The sequence below is a fragment of the Streptomyces sp. NPDC057565 genome (genome assembly GCF_042801455.1).
In the GTDB taxonomy this organism is placed as follows: Bacteria; Actinomycetota; Actinomycetes; order Streptomycetales; family Streptomycetaceae; genus Streptomyces; species Streptomyces yanii.
Window position 1 is genome coordinate 156,117 of sequence record NZ_JBHVFU010000014.1, and the last position, 18,266, is coordinate 174,382.

Annotated in this window: 8 protein-coding genes and 1 pseudogene; 7 read left to right on the forward strand and 2 right to left on the reverse strand. The window is 69.2% G+C overall.

Going from position 1 to position 18,266, the window contains the following annotated elements:
* The first annotated feature begins 22 nt into the window (after positions 1 to 22).
* Positions 23 to 1,165, forward strand: coding sequence for a hypothetical protein (locus ACFU8W_RS24975; protein WP_384041151.1), 1,143 nt, complete (start codon positions 23 to 25; stop codon positions 1,163 to 1,165).
* Between the two features lie 126 nt (positions 1,166 to 1,291).
* Here ACFU8W_RS24975 and ACFU8W_RS24980 read toward each other — a convergent pair whose 3' ends face one another.
* Positions 1,292 to 3,649 (reverse strand): Helicase associated domain protein, encoded by a 2,358-nt coding sequence (locus tag ACFU8W_RS24980; protein ID WP_384041181.1) that lies wholly within the window; start codon positions 3,647 to 3,649, stop codon positions 1,292 to 1,294.
* A gap of 452 nt (positions 3,650 to 4,101) precedes the next feature.
* Between ACFU8W_RS24980 and ACFU8W_RS24985 the strand changes: the two genes are divergently transcribed.
* From ACFU8W_RS24985 to ACFU8W_RS25010, 6 genes and pseudogenes are all read left to right on the forward strand, one after another.
* Entirely contained in the window at positions 4,102 to 5,136 is a 1,035-nt protein-coding gene (locus ACFU8W_RS24985) for a hypothetical protein (RefSeq protein ID WP_384041154.1), read from the forward strand.
* 723 nt (positions 5,137 to 5,859) lie between these two features.
* Positions 5,860 to 11,958, forward strand: coding sequence for a DNRLRE domain-containing protein (locus tag ACFU8W_RS24990; protein WP_384041157.1), 6,099 nt, complete (start codon positions 5,860 to 5,862; stop codon positions 11,956 to 11,958).
* 108 nt (positions 11,959 to 12,066) lie between these two features.
* The gene (locus tag ACFU8W_RS24995) at positions 12,067 to 13,101 is read left to right on the forward strand and encodes a tetratricopeptide repeat protein (RefSeq protein ID WP_384041160.1); all 1,035 of its coding nucleotides are present in this window, start codon (positions 12,067 to 12,069) and stop codon (positions 13,099 to 13,101) included.
* Positions 13,098 to 13,661 carry a transposase gene (locus ACFU8W_RS25000; RefSeq protein WP_384041163.1) on the forward strand — a complete coding sequence of 188 codons (564 nt, stop codon included), beginning with the start codon at positions 13,098 to 13,100 and terminating at the stop codon, positions 13,659 to 13,661. The genes ACFU8W_RS24995 and ACFU8W_RS25000 overlap by 4 nt, the downstream gene beginning before the upstream one ends.
* Before the next feature lie 198 nt (positions 13,662 to 13,859).
* Positions 13,860 to 13,925, forward strand: a pseudogene (locus ACFU8W_RS25005) (hypothetical protein); the annotation flags it as partial.
* A gap of 248 nt (positions 13,926 to 14,173) precedes the next feature.
* Positions 14,174 to 14,452 (forward strand): hypothetical protein, encoded by a 279-nt coding sequence (locus tag ACFU8W_RS25010; RefSeq protein ID WP_384041187.1) that lies wholly within the window; start codon positions 14,174 to 14,176, stop codon positions 14,450 to 14,452.
* 414 nt (positions 14,453 to 14,866) lie between these two features.
* On the opposite strand, the gene ACFU8W_RS25015 is transcribed toward ACFU8W_RS25010, so the two are convergent.
* Positions 14,867 to 17,434 (reverse strand): Helicase associated domain protein, encoded by a 2,568-nt coding sequence (locus ACFU8W_RS25015; RefSeq protein WP_384041166.1) that lies wholly within the window; start codon positions 17,432 to 17,434, stop codon positions 14,867 to 14,869.
* Positions 17,435 to 18,266 lie beyond the last annotated feature (832 nt).

The following is an 18,266-nucleotide window of genomic DNA, read 5'->3' on the forward strand; positions in this document are numbered from 1 at the left end:
CCGACTGAAGAGCCCACGACCCGTGAACGACATACTTCCTGACCCCACCGTTCTGCTCGACCCCAGTGACGACGCCTTCGTCACCCGCGCGGCACTCGCCGGGCACGCCCCGACAGCCGGGCGCGTCACCGTCCATCCTGCCCCGGGCACCACCAGCGACCGCTACTTCGCCCACGATCTCCTGGCGGCGCTGGGCAAACCCGCACACTTCCCAGGCTTCCCGGACTCACGCGCCCCGGTGTGGGAGGCTGTCACGGCCTGGCTGGCGGCGATCCCCGTAAGACGCCTGACGGTCCTGCGTGCTCACCTGCTCACCCGTACCCGCCTGCAACGCCTGCTCGACCTGCGGACGCTCACCGCAGCGCATCTGGTCCTGGTGTGCCACCGCTCCCGCCCGACCGCCGCCCTGCGCGACGCTCTCACCGAAGTGCCCCACACGCTCGTCCATGCCTCGGCCGCCGGCGACCTCCTCACCGGGACCGGGGCAGCTGTACCCGGCCCGGGCCACCCTGCCGCGCTGCCGCGGGCCGCCGGACGCTGGATCACCGTGCCGGCGCTCCAGCGGCTGGCGGACTGGGACGGGGAAGACCACTGCATCGCATGCCACCCGCCCCCGATCAGGTGGCGGTACCGGACCCGACCTCGGCCACGCTCGTCTCAGACCACCGCGGACATCACCCGACGCATCCACAACGTCACCGCGCACCCTCGCCTGGCAGCAGCGCTGGCCGCTGCAGTCTTCACCGGCGCCGCCGGACAACAACTGGGCAGCGCGCGCCTGGCGGACTGGCGCGAGGACGCCTCCACCCTGGCCCTGCACGACCCCCTCGGGCAGATCGACGGCTGCGCCATCCACCCCGTGCCTGCCTGGGCGACCGTCTTCCTGCGGGCCGCAGCCCGCTTCACCCGCCTCATTCCCGCACCCGGAGCGCCCCTGCTTATGCGTCCCGAGGAGCACCCGGGCCTGCTCCGGCTCGCCGAACAGGCCCGGCTGCGCCCACCCCAGCCCGGCGTTGACCAGCGCGGTGCCGCGCCTGCTCGAGGGATCGAGTGGTTCTACCGCGAGCTGGCGGAGTCAGGCATGTACGCCGAGGTGCCCCAGCACGCCTGGCGTCCGCGACTGCGTGTACGGCGCGTCAACTTGCCCTCGGCCGACGCACCATGACCAGACCCGCGCGCAATCCGCGTGATCCGCTCGCCCAGGCCGAGGCGGCGGGCGTCGCCGAGGTCCGCGTGGACGGGAGACCGTGCGCGCGGGGCGGATTCCGCTGCAGCGGAAACCGCCCCGGTTTCAGTTCCAGCGCATGCCGAGTTGGTCGAGGGCCTCGATGCGCTGCGGGTGCAGTCGCACTCGGCGGCAGCGCTGGTTGGAGATCCATATCCCGAGCTTGATCTCGGCACCGTCGGTGATCTCTATGTGCTTGCGGGGGACGTTCAGATGTCCTTCACGCTGTGAGTAGGCGGCTGCCGCGGCGAGGTTCCGTATGAACTTGGGGTCCGGGGTGAGGCGCGGCACGCTCTGGACGCCGTCACCGCCGGGCGTCACGCCGAGCTCGGCCAGCAGCCGGCGCTGTTCCTCGTGGAGGGTGTCCCCATGGCTGCGCTGGCGGGCCAGCCAGGCGCCGATGTCTTCCCCCGCGATCATGTGACCCGGCTCGAGATCAACCGCCTCCACCGGGTCTCCTGCGGCAAGGTGCCGCTTGAGGAGGGTGTAGCGGCGCTGCCACACAAGCGGCCACTGGGGGCACCAGTACGGGTCCACGCCGGCCAGCGCCGCCTTGCGCGCGTTGGACAGCGCGCCCTTGCTGCCGGCGGGCAGCCGGGCCTCCCGGCGCCGGTTGGCCAGCCACGTTCCAACTGGGTAGCCGTCCACGACCGCGTCGTGCCCGGCCGCGAGGTGGCCATGGACGGCGTGGTAGGCGCGGGCCATCGACAGCCCGGCGCTGAACACGTGGTCGGCGTGACTCCACACCATGCCCAAACGTTCCAGCGCGTCGATGCGCAAGGCGGACAGGTGGCCGGTCTTGTTGGCCTGGCGCTGCTCGGCGATCCACCGGCCCAGCGGGAATGCACCGTCCTTCGCGTGGTAGGGGACGTTCAGATGGTCGTGGGCCGCGTGAAAGCGGCGCGCGGCCGACCAGCCGCGCAGCCACCCGCGGCGCTCGACGTTGATCACCCTCAGCCTGACGAAATCCGCGATGTCGGCGGGCTGACGGGCGGTGGCAAACAGCAGCGGTCCCTCCGCCAGCGCGGGCGCTCCCGTAGCGCCCCCGCCGGGCCAGTCGGCAAGCCGGTCGATCACGTCAGCGTCGTGGGCGGCCAGCGCGGCCAGGACCTTGACCAGCGGCAGATACGAGCCGGAGCTGAGCCAGTCCTCGCTGCGCTCGTCAGGGGACAGAAATACCGGCACCACCAGGGAGGCGACCTTGTCGCCGCGCGGGCCCTGCCGCAGCGCGCGTCCGACCGTCTGCACGGTGTCGACGATCGACTCCCGCGGATCGGCGAAGACCACCGCGTCCACCTCGGGGATGTCCACCCCCTCGGCCAGCACCCGGGCACTGGACAGCACGCAGCGCTCCACCACCACCCCGTCCGCTCCCCAGCCGCGGGCGAACTGCGCCAACACCTCGCGCCGGTGGGCCATTCCATGGCCACCGTGCAGCCAGCCGGACCACACCCGCCGCGGGTAGATCACCGGATCCGTATCCCAGAGCCGACCGGAGGCGTCCGGCGACGCCTGGGCGAACGCGCGTGCGTCAGCGACACGATGATGGAACGTCATCACGCGATCGAGCTGATGGGCGGCTGCGGCCTTGAGTACGGCTGTGCTCAACGCTTCCAGCCGCGCCGTGGCTACTGTCGCCTCCGAACCTTCCTCACCTGACGCGCCCGCAGCCAGAGCCTGGTCGCGGATCTCCATCACGATGATCTGATAGCGGGCCAGAAGCCCGCGGGCGATACCCTCGGCCAGCGACAGCCGGTACACCACCGGGCCGAACACCATCTCGTCGTCCATCGAGGCCACCAGCGCCGGCCCGCTCTCCGTCCCGCCAACCCCGTCGTCCGCGGACGCCCAGGGATCGGCCACCCGCGGCGTCGCCGTCAGATACAGCCGACGGCTCGCCGGCAGCACAGCATCGTCATGGACCGCGGCCCACGGCTTGCCCCACGGCCCCGACGTGCGGTGCGCCTCGTCCACCACCACCAAGTCCCACCGCCCAAGCCCCGAGGCATGAGCCTCGGTGAGCACCGGCAGTGACGCGTACGTGGCGAACACCGTCACCCGCCCCTTCCTGCCAGCCCACACCGACAGGAGCCGCGCGTCAGTCGTGCAGCGCACCCCGGCGGCATCCAGCTCCGCGTCCACCCGCAGCGAGCAGACCGCCACCATCGGCCCCGTGCGGCCCGACTCCCGCCAAGCGGCAACCGTCTGCACCAGCAGATCCAGTGTCGGCACCAGGACCAGCACCCGGCCCGTGCGGGCCACCCTCAAGGCTGTGTGCGCACCCATCAGAGTCTTGCCCGTCCCACACGCCGAAACGATCGTCGCCCGCAGCCCCATGCCCGACGAAGCAACGTTCCCCAGGGCGCGCACCGCCGCGTCCACCGCCTCCACCTGATGCGTCCGCAGCACCGACCTGCCCTGCACCAACGCCCCCATTCACCTGCACGAACACGGTCTTTCCCCGCCTGCCCGGCTCGTAGCGTACGAACGATGCCCAACCAGGGGCGATCCGGCCCACAGCCCTCGGTGCCGTCGGTGCGTGCAGTCAACGAGGAGTGGCTGGAGGACACCGCGCGTGGCCACGCCCAGCCTGTGGCCGCAAGGTCTTGTCCGACATCTGGGAGACCACGTCCCAGGAGGGGGAGCGACTGCAGCGTCTGCAGCAGCGTCAAGAACTGCGGATGGGAAGAGCGTGAGGCTCAAGCCGCCAGGAGGCGACAGGAGCGGCTTCCTCGGTATCCGGTGTTGACCGCACCAGAGCTCTGCCGGTCCCGGCCCTGAAGTGGTAGGCCAGCCTCCAGCGCTCGTGCCACGTGGGCATCATTGTCAGTGCTTCTCCCTACTCTTCGCCTAAGGAACCGCGAAGGGGGGCCTAGGTGGCCAACAAGGACATTGATCACAGAGCGATCGAGAAGCACGTCAAGGAAATCAACAAGGCTTACCAGCGCGCCGCTCGGAAGTACCCGGTCACCGTGCCGGTAGCCGGCCAAGGGTTCACGATTTCCTCTGGGGTCACCGGGGTCGGGATTGAGCAGGACCCTCAGCTGGTGGCTCTATTGATTTGGCTGGGCACACAGTCTTCCAGGGGATACGCGAACCAGGACGCCTACGTCAGCCTGACAGGGATGCCCCCGGAGGATGTCAGCGTCCTGGCTCACGCACTGGAGCGTGATGGCCTTCTTGCCTCGCCGAGCGCATCTGGTGAGCTCTGGAGGATCACTGACGACGGGCGCGTAGAGCTCAGGCGGCTTGCCCAACTACGTAGCGATCCCGCGGCACGGCACCGCTACGCCACCGACACCCTTCTGCGCTGGCTCTACACCACTGCCCACGACCAGCGCCCCACCAACCCCGCCACCTTCCTGACCGCCGCCGAATCACACTTCGCCGGAGACGCCTTGTCAGGAACGGAACTGGCCTACGCACTGGCACGCCTCACTCACTCGGGGCTTGTCGAGAAGATCGCTACCGAGCCCGAAACCGTCGCCATCACCATCGACGGCATCGACTGCGTACTCTCTGGAGCAACTGTGAGCGACTACCTCAACCGGACCCGCCCGGGCGATTACTACAGCATCAACGCCACAAACGTCGTTGCTGGCACCAAGGGCAACGTTGAGCAGCACAACCACAACAATGCCTTCGACCCCAGCGCCATGCGCGAGTTCGCAGAGCTCGTAAAGCAGCTCGCCCCGATCTATGGCATGGAGCCCGAAGAGGAAGCGCAGCTCGTTCACGACGCCGAAGTCCTCGCTGACGAGGCCAGCAGCGAGACTGCACAATCTGGCCGTATCCGCACCGCCTACAACGCCTTGATGGGTGCACTCGGCCAGATCGGCACAACGTCGGCTGCCCTCAGCACCACGATCGAGCAAGGCCAGCAGGCCCTGAACACAGTTTTCGGCAGCTGACTACCTCCATCGATTCGGGTGGCCGCTTCCACTGGTGCAGCCACCCGAATCGCTACGTCGCCCACTCCAGCCCGAGTTCGGCGAAAGGGACTGCTGCAGACCGGGCAGATCCACCCCCTGCCCCAGCACCACCACCCGGGTCTCCCCGCCGCCCTCCTGAGCCCGGACCGAGTCCAGCAGCGCCAGAAGCTCCCGAGCGCGGTCTCCCATCGTCAACACCGCAACGCCCAGTGTGACGCCCATCGCATCCGAACCCGCGTGGAGGAACCCTTCATGATCTCGTATCCCGGTCACGATGCCACACCGGTCGGTCCTGCCCGTACTCGCAGGTTGCGGATGCCCCCAGCCACCCGCGCCCACCCTGGCTGCAGCCGCCAGTAGGCGGTCACCGTCCAGCGGCCCGCGCTCCTTCGCCGCGATGGCCGTCATCGCCCGAAGGCCGGCGGCCTCCACCCCGGCGTCTGCGCGAACCGCGTGTGACCGCTGTTGGTTCCGCCGGAGAATTTCGATCACGACACTCTTTTCATGATCACGGGCGAATTGGACATTCAGGATTATCGTGTTCCATTTATATATTTGAGGGAACCCTAGCGATTTCAGTGACGCGGCAATACTTTGTGCCTCTCGCCGTGTGATGCTTGCCGAGGGGGAAGCGTGGTGCGTCGCTGGGTTCGTCTTGCGGAGTTCAGAATCCCTCTTCTCGGAGCCCGCTGGATATCCGGCGTGACCGCTCTGGCAGTGGCCGTCGGGCTGACCGGCGCGGTTGTCGCAACGCCGGCCGCTGCGGACGGCGGCGCTCAAGCAGGTGTGACGGTCGCCGACGATCTACTCGCGGCGCGGGTGGCGGCCCGGTTGAGCGGTCATCGCGTCGAGGCTGCCGCAGAGCGGTCGGAGACCGCGACGACGTGGGTGAATTCCGACGGATCGCTGACGACGGAGATCACGGCAGGGCCGACCCGGTTCCAGAAGGACGGCAAGTGGCTGCCGGTCGACTTGGACCTCGTGGCCGATGCCTCGGGTGTGCGCCCGCAGGGGCACCCCCGCGGCCTGACCCTGGCGCGGGGCGGGCTGCAGGGCGAGCCGTCCCTGGCCGCGGCGCAGAAGAGCGCCGGCCGCGACCTGGTGACGCTGGGCAGCGGCGGCGATCGGGTGTCGCTGCAGTGGAAGGGTGTCCTGCCGACTCCGACGCTGGAGGGGCGGACGGCGACGTACCGGGATGCCTTCCCCGGCGCGGATCTGGTGGTCTCCGCGACGCGTACGGGCTTCGAGCAGTACGTGGTGCTCCGGGAGCGGCCGGAGGCGGGCTTCAGCTACACGCTGCCGTTGTCGTCGCCCGGGTTGAAGGTTCGTCAGGCGGCAGGCGGGTCGGTGGAGTTCACTGATGCCCGCAGTGCGGTGCGGGCGGTGATGCCGGCTCCGGTGATGTGGGACGAGCAGGTCGACGCCCGCTCGGGGGACCGGGTGAACCGGGCCCGGGTGGCGATGAAGGTCGTCGCCCGCAAGGGCGGCGCGGACCTGGTCCTGACACCGGACGCCGACTACCTCGCGGCCTCCGCCACGCAGTACCCGGTCACGATCGACCCGTCGACGACGGCCCTGGCCGGTTTGTTCGACACCTACGTCCAGCAGGGCGAGACCACCGACCTGTCCGGGGACGTCGAGCTGGACTGGGGCAACCCGGGGACGACGAACGCCGACGGGACACCCCGCACCGCGCGGTCCTTCGTGACATGGAAGACCGCACCGCTGGCGGACGCGGTGGTTTCCTCGGCGAAGCTGTCGCTGTTCAACTTCCACTCCGCGAACACCGACTGCCTGGCCTACCCGTGGGAGGTGTGGTCCACCACGACCGCCTCCACCTCCAGCCGGTGGACGGCGCAGCCGACCTGGGGGACGAAGTACGCGACGTCCACCGAGACCAAGGGCAACGCGGCGTGCACGGCGGACGGCTGGATCAACGCGGACGTCACGTCCCTGGCCCAGTCGTGGGCGACGGCCGCTGCGGACACCTCCACGCTCGGGCTGCGGGCGTCCAGTGAGACCGTGGTGGCGCAGTGGAAGCGGGTGAACTCCGCGCAGGCGGCGTCGAATCCGCCGAAGCTGACGGTGACGTACAACCAGCGCCCCCGGGCCGGCACCAAGCAGGAGGCCGGACCGCCGTTCTTCTCCTACTCCGGCGCCTACACCGTCTCCACCACGACGCCGACACTGCGGGACACGTTCGTGGACCCCAACGGCGACAAGGTCACCGGCACCTTCCAGGTCTACAACTCCGCCGGCACCACGCAGATCGGCTCCAACATCGTCTCGACCGCGGTCGCCTCCGGGTCGGCGGCATCGGTGAAGGTGCCCTCCGGGCTCCTGACCAACGGCACCACCTACACGTTCCGCACCATCGCCGGTGACGGCGCCCTGACCGGCAGCACCTGGTCGGCCTGGAAATCCTTCACCGTCGACACCACCGCCCCCTTTGCACCGGCGTCGGTCACCTCCACCGACTACCCGAGCAGCAGCTGGGTCAAGGGCGCCGGCCAGGCCGGCTCCTTCACCGTCACCCCGCCGGCCGGCACCGACCACAACTGGATCGAATGGTCCCTCGACGGCGCCACCTGGACGAAGATCGCCACCGGCGGCGCGTCCACGGCCAAGACGTTCAGTGTCACACCGGCGACCAACGGCACCCACGTCCTGGCCGTGCGCAGCGTCGACAAGGCCGACAACCGCTCCGAGGAAATCGAGTACACCTTCCACGCCGGCGCCGGCGGCATCATCAGCCCCGACCCCGGCACCCGCACCCCCCGCCGCCTTCTGCTCCAAGCCGAGGCGGACGCCACCAAGTACACCTCCGTGGCCTTCTCCTGGCGCCGATCGGCTGCCGACGGCTGGGTGGCGATCCCGCCCGGTGACGTCACCTCCGGCGGCACCCCGCTGACCACGTGGCCGGTGGCGGCGCCTTCGGGGAAGAACGCCCCGCTGGTGTGGAACGCCAGCGACACCGTCAACCCCGACGGCGCCATCGAGATCAAAGCCGACTTCACCGCGACCGGCTACCCCACCCAGGCCACCCCCGCCCAGATCGCCGTCGTCGACCGCGCCGCATCGGGAGCAGCGACGACCTCCGTCGGACCGGGCCAGGTGAACCTGCTGACCGGCGAGTTCAGCCTCGACGCCACCGACGCCTCGGCCTTCGGCCTGACCGTGACCCGCTCGGCGGCCTCCCGGCACCCCGACGCCCGTACCCAGGGCCAGGCCCCGATCTTCGGCAAGGAATGGACCACCGGCATCGCCGCCGAGACCACCGGTGCCAGCGACACCCACATCCGGCGCGTCACCGACACCGCCCTCGACCTCGTCGACTCCGACGGCTCCAGCATCCACTTCACCGCCAATGCCGCCGCCACCGGATGGATCCCCGAACCCGGCTACGAGCACCTGACCCTGACCGGCTCAGTGGCCACCTCCTTCACGCTGGCTGACACCGACGGCACGGTCAGCACCTACGTCAAGCCGACCTCCGCCACCACCTGGCAACTGGCCACCACCCTCCTGGACGGCCTGACGAACTCCACCGCCACCGTCCAGACGGAGACCGTCGTCTCGGGGCCGTCCACCCTGGCGCGGCCCAAGCGGCTCATCGCCACCACCACCGCCGCCACCGCCGCCACCTGCGCGGCCACCCCCTCCACCAAGGGCTGCCGCACCCTGGAGTTCGTCTACGCCACCTCCACCACCGCCACCTCCAGCGCCCTGGGCGACTACACCGGCCAGGTCAAGGAACTGCGCCTGTGGGCCACCGCCCCCGGTGCCGCCACCGCCACCAGCCGCACCGTCGCCGCCTACTCCTACGACACCTCCGGCCGCCTGTGCGAGACCTGGAACCCCCAGATCACCCCGGCGCTCACGACCGCCTACTCCTACGACACCGACGGCCGCGTCCTGACCCTGACCCCGCCCGGCCTCCTGCCGTGGACCTTCACCTACGGCACCGCCGGCACCAGCACCGCCGCCGGCCCCGGCATGCTCCTCACCGCTTCCCGACCCACCCTCCAGGCCGGCACCTCCTCCACCGTCTCCGGTACCGCCACCACCAGCGTCGTCTACGACGTACCCCTCACCGGCAGCTCAGCACCCCGCTCCATGGACGCCGGAGACGTCTCCGACTGGGGCCAGCGCACCGCACCCACCGACGCCACCGCCCTCTTCCCCGCAGACGCCACGCCCGCCTCGCACGTCGGTACGTCCCTGACCTCCGGCAGCTACGGCCGGGCCACCGTCACCTACCTCGACGCCTCCGGCCGAACCCTGAACACCGCCGAGCCCGGCGGGCACATGAACGCCGTAGGTTACGACCGGTTCGGCAACACGATTCGCGAGCTCACCTCTGCCAACCGGGCCCTGAGTATTGGGGTGACCGCCGAGCAACAGGCTGTCCTGGCCGACCTCGGAATCGAATCCCTCGACTCCGCCGACCGCGCCGACCTCCTCGCCACGAACAACTACTTCGACTCCACCGGAACCCGTCTGCTGGAGGCGTTCGGTCCGCTCCACCGAGTCGACCTGACCGCCGACCTCAAGGACGGCACTACGGTGCTGATCCCGGCCGGAACGTCCGTGCCCGCCCAGTCCTGGACGGTCAACGAGTACGACACCGGGCGGCCCACCAACGGCACCGCCGTCATCAGGGATGCCCTCACCCTGGCCAACGTCGGCGCCCGCGTCCGTGGCTACGACTCCCTCATGACCGACAAGCGCCTCACCGAGATCCAGTACGACTGGGGGCTGGGCCTCCCCAACCTCACGATCGCGGATACCGGCGGGCTGAACATCAACACCTCCGCCGACTATGACACCCAGGGCCGCGTCATCGCGGCCAGTCTCCCCGGCAGTACCGGAAGCGACGCCGCCACCACCATCACGCAGTACTGGACCGCGACGGGTACCGGATGGTGCCAGGGACGGCCCGAATGGGCCGACCTGCCCTGCTGGACCGGCCCGGCCGGAGCCATCACCGGCGGCGGCAGCAACCCGACCCACCGGGTCGACACCACCACCGAGTACGACTACTACGGCAGCGTCGCCCAGACCACGGAGACCTCCGACGACACCACCCGCATGACCTTCTACACCTACGACGCCGCCGGACGCCTGGTCAACTACTCGATGACCGACGGCCTTGGCACTGCCGTCCCAGAACAGGACACCTACTACGACCCCGCCACCGGCCTCGTGGAAGAGACGTCCTCCTGGAACACCGCCTCGGCCGGCGCGATCTACCGCGACTACGACGCCCTGGGCCGCCCCACCAACTACACCGACGCCTCCGGCTCCACCACGACCACCACCTACGACAACCTCGACCGGACCGTCACCATCACCGACGGGGTCCCCTCCACCACCACCTACACCTACAACCACAGCACTGAACCCCGCGGCCTGCCCACCACCATCACCGACTCCGTCGCCGGCGCCTTCACCGCCACCTACGACCCCGACGGCCGCACCACCCAGCAGGCCCTCCCCGGCGGCTATACGGCGCGCACCCAGTACGACACCACGGGCGCCGCCCTCGCACGCCTCTACACCCGCGACAGCGACGGCACTACGGTCTACTCCGACACTGCCACCTACTCCGCGCACAGCCAGGTGACCCGCCACACCGGCTGGACCACACAGGAGTTCACGTACGACGCCGTCGGCCGGCTCACCCGCACCGACGACACCGCACAGACCGAATGCACCCGCCGCACCTACACCCTCGACCAACGCTCCAACCGAACCGCCCAGACCACCGGCACCGCAGCCAGCGGCGCCGCCTGCTCCACCGCACCACAACCCAGCACCACCCACACCTACGACACCGCCGACCGCATCACCGACACCGGCTACACCTACGACGACCTCGGCCGCACCCTGACCGTCCCCGGTCACGGCAGCATCGACTACTACGCCAACGACCTCGTCCGCCGCCAGACCAACGGCACCACCCGCCAGACCTGGACCCTCGACGCCGCCTTCCGCCACCAGAGCTGGACCGTGGAGACCAGCGACGGCACCACCTGGACCACCACCGCCGGCAAGACCAACCACTACGCCGACGACAGCGACACACCCCGCTGGATCAGCGAGGACACCGCCACCGGGGCGCTGACCCGCAACGTCGACGGTCTCGACGGCAGCCTCACCGCCATCACCGCCAAGACCGGCGGGACCGTCCTTCAGCTCGCCAACCTCCACGGCGACATCGCCCTGCAACTGCCCGCGGACACCACACTGGCGCCGACCGTCCTCGACTACGACGAGTACGGTCACCCGCGCGCCGGCCAGGCGTCCGCCCGCTACGCGTGGCTCGGCGGCGCGCAGCGCTCGGACGACACTCCGTCCGGCCTGCTCCTGATGGGCGTGCGCCTCTCCAATGCGGACACCGGCCGATTCCTGACCGTCGACCCCGTCCCCGGTGGCAGCGCCAACGCCTACGAGTACTGCAACGGCGACCCGGTCAACTGCTACGACCTCGACGGCCGCATGGCCGGCGCGTTCGTCGTCGCCGCGGCGGGCCTCGGCCTCAGTGAGGTGCTGATCGTCCTGGGTGCGGCCTTCGTGATCGCCCTCGCCGGATATGCCCTGTGGTACGGCGTGAGCGCGGCCGTGCACAAGCTGCAGGTCGCCTTCGCACACCGCAAGAAGGACGAGACCCACAAGACACAGAAGAACCGGAAGGGACACCGCAAGGGCAAATCGAAGAGCACGAGCGACAAACACAACAAGGGCGACCGCCACGGCGGTCGTAAGAAGTTCGACAATCCGAACAAGCGCAATCGCTGACGCGGAACGGCTCTGACCGTTCACGGTCCAGGGCGTGTGCCATGCTGGCGCACGCCCTGGTGCCACGCGCGGACACGGGCCCAGGCAGCAGTACGAGAGGACACCTTCATGCCGGAGGACAACGTCGAGGTCCGGGCGGAGCGACAGTGGTCGGCGGGGAATCATGCTGCCGCGCTGTCCCTCTACCTGGAGGCATGGACCAGCCCGGACGACGATGTCGCGGACAAGATTCTGGATCTGGTGGAGGACTGGGGAGACACCAACGCTGCGCTGGAGGCGATCTCCGCCGCCGCGGCCGCGGGCAACGCCGGGGCGTACGAGGCCCTGGCCGATCTGCTGATCCAGCTCGACCGGCCCGCGGAAGCGGTGTCGGCCCTTCAGGAGGCGGACCACCATGGCCGCAACGTGACCCTGTGGATCGCCGGGATTCTGGCGGACGAGATCGAGGACCACCCTCGCGCTGAAGAGTATTACCAACGGGCGCTGGCCGAGAATCACCCGAACGCGCTCAACGACTACGGCGCCTTCCTGCGCGACGGCGGGGAGCGGCTGGACGAGGCCGCCGATCTGCTGCGCCAGGCGGTGGACCAGGGGGACACCATGGCCGCTGGCAACCTCGGCCGTCTCCTGCTCGACCAGGACAAGCCCGCAGAGGCCGTCGGCTGGCTGCGGCAGGCCCTGGAGGCCGGACACCGCTCCGTCCTGGTCGCGCTCGGCGGAGCCGAGAACGACACGGGGGACAGTGAAGCGGCGGGACAGCACCTGCGGGAGGCCCTCAACGAGGATCTGCCCGGCGCGCATTTCGCCTACGCCCTCCACCTGACCGACACCGGTGCCCTGCAGGAGGCCGTGCTTCACTACGAGGCCGCCCTCGACCAGGACAAGGAAACGAACGCATACCTGAACCTGGCGCTCCTGCACGAGGAGCTCGGGCAGCCGGAGCAGGCCGACCGGCGCTACTGGGACGCGATCGAGCACGAGGACGAGGAAGCCTTTTTGCCCTATGCGCGCTTCCTCGCCGGGCAGGGCCGAGCCGAGGAGATCGGGGCGCTGCTCACCCGGGCGACGTCGCTCGACCTCGCCCCGGAGGACCTCGCGGAACTGCGTGTCCTCGCCGACAAGGGCCGCCCCGCCGGCGCGTGACCGCCGCATCGCGGAACCCGTCACACCACTGCCCCGTCCGGACACCATCCCGGGCGGGGCACGGCCGCCGGGCCCGCAAGGGCGACAGCATCTACACCGTCCGCAAGCTCCTGCGCCGCAACAAGGAGCACCTCACCGGCGAACAACGCGAGCTTCTCAAGGCCGAGCTGGCCTACATGGGCACCTACGGGAAGCAAATCTACGCGGCCTGGCAGGCCAAGGAACTCCTGCGCGACCTCCTGGCTCTGGCCGTCAGCCGCAGCCACGTCACCCCCGACCGCTCCGCGGTCTCCGCCGCCCGCCACCGCTTCCTCGCCCACGTCGCCGACCACGCCCACCTGCCCGAACTCGTCACCCTCGCCGAGACCGTCGAGCAGTGGTGGGACGGCATCGAGACCTATCTGACCACCGGCATCACCAACGCCGCCCCCGAGGGCAACAACCGCCTCATCAAGCTCGAAGCCGGCAACGCCTTCGGCTTCCGGAACCGAGCGAACCAGCGCCTGCGCTCACGCTGTGCAACCACCCGGCGGAGCCGGCGGGAGGCGCACCCCCACTAAATTCCACGACCCGGCAATCCTCACCCTGACCGCCCTCCACGGCGACATCGCCTTCTACCTCCCCCTCGACACCAACCAGGCCCCCACCACCTCCGACACCGACGAATTCGGCAACCCCCGCACCGAGACAGCCCCTCCCGCTACAACTGGCTCGGCGCCCATCAACGCAGCAGCGAAACCCTCACCGGACTCACCCTCATGGGCGTCCGCCTCTACAACCCCAACACCGGCCGCTTCCTCAGCACCGACCCCATCCGCGGCGGAAGCTGCAACGCCTACGACTACACCTGCGGCGACCCCATCAATCTCGTCGACCTCGACGGACGGATGGCCGCCATCGCTCTCGTAGGAGCCGCTGGACTGGGCATCAGCGCAGGAACGGCACTTACCATCATCGGAGTCGCCGCTGTCGTGGCCATCGCCGGCCTCATCTGGTGGTACGGAAAAGCCTGGGCCATCCAAAAGATCAAAATACTCTGGGCGAAAGCCTCAAGGAAGTCAGGCAAGGAGAAATGGACAAGAACTCGGCCTACCTTCTCTGGCATGTGCATCACCGCGCGGAGGAGGACGGCGAGATTCGCCACTTCAAGACCGAGGGTGACTTCTGGGCAGACGAAGAAGGAGGCGACGACGTGAAACTCCTAGGGGTCTACTCAAACCGCGAAAAAGCAGAATCGCGGATCATCGAGGCTCGAAAGTCGCCAGGATTCTCCGACGAGCCGCTGTGCTTCCACATCGACCATTACACGATCGACGACGACGAGTGGACCGAGGGCTTCGTGACGGTATGACATTGGGCCCGTCTCGGTAGCTTCTCGTGACGTTTCGTGATCTTCGTTCAGACGGCGTGGCCGTTTTCACGAGGGCGGCTCGGGCGATCCGGGTGATGGCGGCGGGGTTGAGGCTGACCCTGCGCAGGGCCTTGTACTACAGCCGGAGATCTTGAGGGTCTGTGTGGCTGTCGCGTTCGCAGAACTGACGGTCGGCGGCCAGGTGGAGGCCCACTTCTCGGTCCGCTGGTGCGTGGCATGGCGACGGCGTGGACCAGGGGCGACGACGGCCTGGCGGCCGGTGCCGCGCCGGATCCACGCGCCGGTGAACCGCACCTGGTCCTCAGCCCAGCCGCAGTCGCAGTCGTACTCGGCCCGCCGAAACATCCACCACGAGCGTCGCACGGCCACAACCAAAGGCGTTCCAGCCGATCGTCAGGTCCATCGCATGCCGATGGTGGAGAGTTGTTCGATCCGTTCCGGGGTCAGCGTCGCCGCCCGGGACCGCTGGTTGCTGATCCAGGCGCCCAGCCGCAGTTCCCGCTGCTCCTGGCCCTTGCCGTCGCTTCCGTCGCTCCCGCCGGCCGCGATGGTTTCGATGTGCTTGCGCGGGACCTTCAGGTGCCCTTCGCGTTCGTAGAACTGTCGGGCGGCGGTGAGGTGCATGGCCCATTTGTCGGCTTGGCTGGTGCGGGGCTTGGGCTTTTCGGCCTCGGTGGCGGGTTGGATCCCGAGGATGTGTTCGCACATCCATTGCTGCACGCCGGTGAGGTGGTCCCATCCGAGCCTTACCGACTTGACCCACCGCCCGAGATCCTCGCCCTGGCGCAGGACGTCGCCGGGCTCGGTGGGCAGCGTGCCGCCAGCCTCCAGGTGCTGCCGGGTGAGGTGGAAGCATCGTTGCCAGGTGACGGGCCAGCTTGGGCACCAGGAGGGGTCGATGTCCTCGAGCTGTTCGCGCCGTTCGTTCGACAGGGCGCCGGCCGATGACTGGATGGGCAGTCCTTCGGCACGCCGCTGTTCGATCTCGGCGGCTTTCCGGGCGGCGGCGCGGGCGTTCTTGAGCCAGATGCCCACCGCTGCGCCCTGGTAGGTGGCGTCCAGCGGCGCCAGGAGGTGCCCGTGTTTGGTCGCCCATCCGCGGGCGGCGGTCAGGCCTTCCTCCCACGCGACGTCGTAGTGGGACCAGATCATGCCGAGCTTTTCCAGCTGCGCGGCGCGGTCGGTGTCCATGTTTCCGTGGGCGTGGAAGCGCCGATTGTCGGCGATCCACTGTCCGAGGGGGAAGTTGGCGAGCGAGGCCGGCCATCCCTCGGCTTCCACCGCCTGGTCGCGGCCGGGCACGCGGTGGGTGAACGGCACACGCAGATCCCCATGTTCGCGGGCGTAGAGGGTGGCGGCTTCGATGCCGCGTCGCCAGTGCTTGTGTTCGGGGTTGAGGACCCGCAGGTTGATGAACGCGGCCAGCTGCGCGGGGTCACGCGGCGTGGAGAACTTCAGTAGCGACCGCGCAGGCGCCGACAGACGGTCGCTTCGGTCGCTCTCTGCTCCCTCGTCCTCGCCTTCCTGTTCCCCGCCGCTGCGGCTCTGCACGCCTCTGACACGGCTTCGTGCCTGCTGCTCCGCGAGGGTCTCCACGACCCTGGCGTCGTGCGCCCGCAGCGCTTCCAAGAGCTTGGCGAGCCCGCCGAACGCCCTGGACGTGAGCATGTTGTCGGCCGTCTCGCCGGGGCCGAGCAGTACTGGTACGACCAGGCTGGCCAGCTTGCCCTCGCCCGGCTGCATCCGCAGCGCCCGGCCCACCGCCTGGACGAGGTCCGGCATGGAGCCGCGCACATCCGCCCAGTACACGGAGTCACAATTTCGGGTGTCGACTCCTTCCCCGAGGACCTTCACGGAGCTGAGGTAGCCCTTCTCGACCACGGTGCCGTCACCCGCGATGCCGGCGGCGAACTCATCCAGGACCCGCCTGCGATGAAGCGGTTTGTGCTCTCCGCACAGCCAGTCGGCCCACACCGCGCGTGGGTAGAGCTCCGGATCCGCCACATGCAGCTGCGCGGCCATGTCCGGCAGCCCGGCCGCGAAGGCTTCGGCTTCCTTGACCATGTGGTGGAAGACCAGTGTGCGGTGGAAGTTCTCCTCCGAGGACGCCTTGAGCAGGGCGGTCTGCAGGGCGGCGAGTCGGGCCCCGCGCACGGCCTCCGACCGGGCCTCGGCACCGAGCAACTGCGCGGCCTGGAGCTGCGTGTCGCTCACGTCCACGCACACTACCTGGTAGGGGGCGCAGATGCCCCGGTCGATGGCGTCCGAGAGCGTCAACGTGAACGCCCTGCTGCCGAAGGGCCCGTGCGGGTCGTCGTCCATGCTCGCCACCAGCTCACCGGGTGCGCCGCTCTGCTCCTGGTCTGCGCTGTCGTCGCCGAGCTGCCACAGCCGGGGTGTGGCGGTCATGTAGAGGCGGCGCAGGGACGGGATCTTCTGGTTGTCGTGGACGACCGCCCAGGGCTTCCCGATCCGGCCCGAAACCCTGTGGGCCTCGTCCACGACGATCAGGTCCCAGGCCGCCAGGCCCGCGGTGTGCGCCCGCTCCAGCGTGCCCAGTCCGAGGCTGGCGTATGTGGCGTACACGGTGACCTTGTCCAGGCCTCGGGTCCAGTCCACGAGCTCGTCCACGTCCGTGGTGTTGGGGAAGGACACCTCCTCACCCCGCAGCGAGGACACCCCGATCATCGGCCCCCTGCGGCCTCCCTCGCGCCACGCGGTCTCGGTCTGCGCCAGGAGGTCCAGCGAGGGCACGAGGACCAGTACACGGCCCGCGTGGAGCTCCTCAGCGCTGCGGACCGCCACCCGGGTCTTCCCGGACCCGGTTGCCATGATCACCTGAGTCCGGAGCCCTCGCTCGGGCACAAGTGATCGTGCAGGCAATTCGAGGGCACGGAGAACCGCGTCAATGGCTTCTCGCTGGGCGGCCTCGCGCTGATCAGCGCGGCTTGTGGTCGGCATATCCGTCTGTCTTCTCCTGGGTGCCGCCCGGGCGATTCGAGCGGCGGGAAACGGGAACCTGCATGTAGATGAGCCACGAGGGCTACGGCTGTACTGACGCGGTTGACTGGTTCCTCTGCCTCAGCGGGGCACCGACAAGGCCGGGTGGTGGATCTCGATAAGCCTCCGGAGCGGTCCTGGGTGGTGTGCTCTAAGTCCAGAGTCTATCCAGATCTCCAAAATGAAGCACACAGAATGATGAGGCTCCCTCTAACGTGACTAAAAGCTATTAGTCTCCTCACTGCAAACCACACTGGAGCCTTGACGGCCCCTCAACCCGCCTTCCTCGCCTGGGTGCCGGCCCTGTATTCCTGGCCTTGCTCTGACTCCCCGTCACCACCCCTCCACTGCCGCAGCTTTCTGTTGCTGCCGGGCCGTCAGGCCCGTGGTGGGCCGCGCGGAGCGTGGCACGCCCAACCGTGCAGAGCATGGGGTGGCTGGAGCGGAGCGGAAGCCACCGGGACAGACAGAGTCCAACCCGGTCCGATGCGAAGCATCGGACCATCAGCACCGGGGCGAAGCCCCAGTGCTGTTCCCTCGTCAGCCCTGGAGCGAAGCGGAAGGACTGACCCCGGGCTATGCCCGGGTGCGGTGGCGAAGCCACCGCCAGCGCCCCCGCGGAGCGGGGGGGCAACTGGGGTGCGAAGCACCCCAGTTCGCTTGCATATCGCGCAGCGATATGGTACCCGCTCCGCGGGGGCGACGGCGGCGGTCGCCCGCTTCGCGCGGCGCGCCGCGCCGCCCGGAGAGCGCTTCGGTGACATGCGCATAAAGATTGCACCTGCTCTCGTGA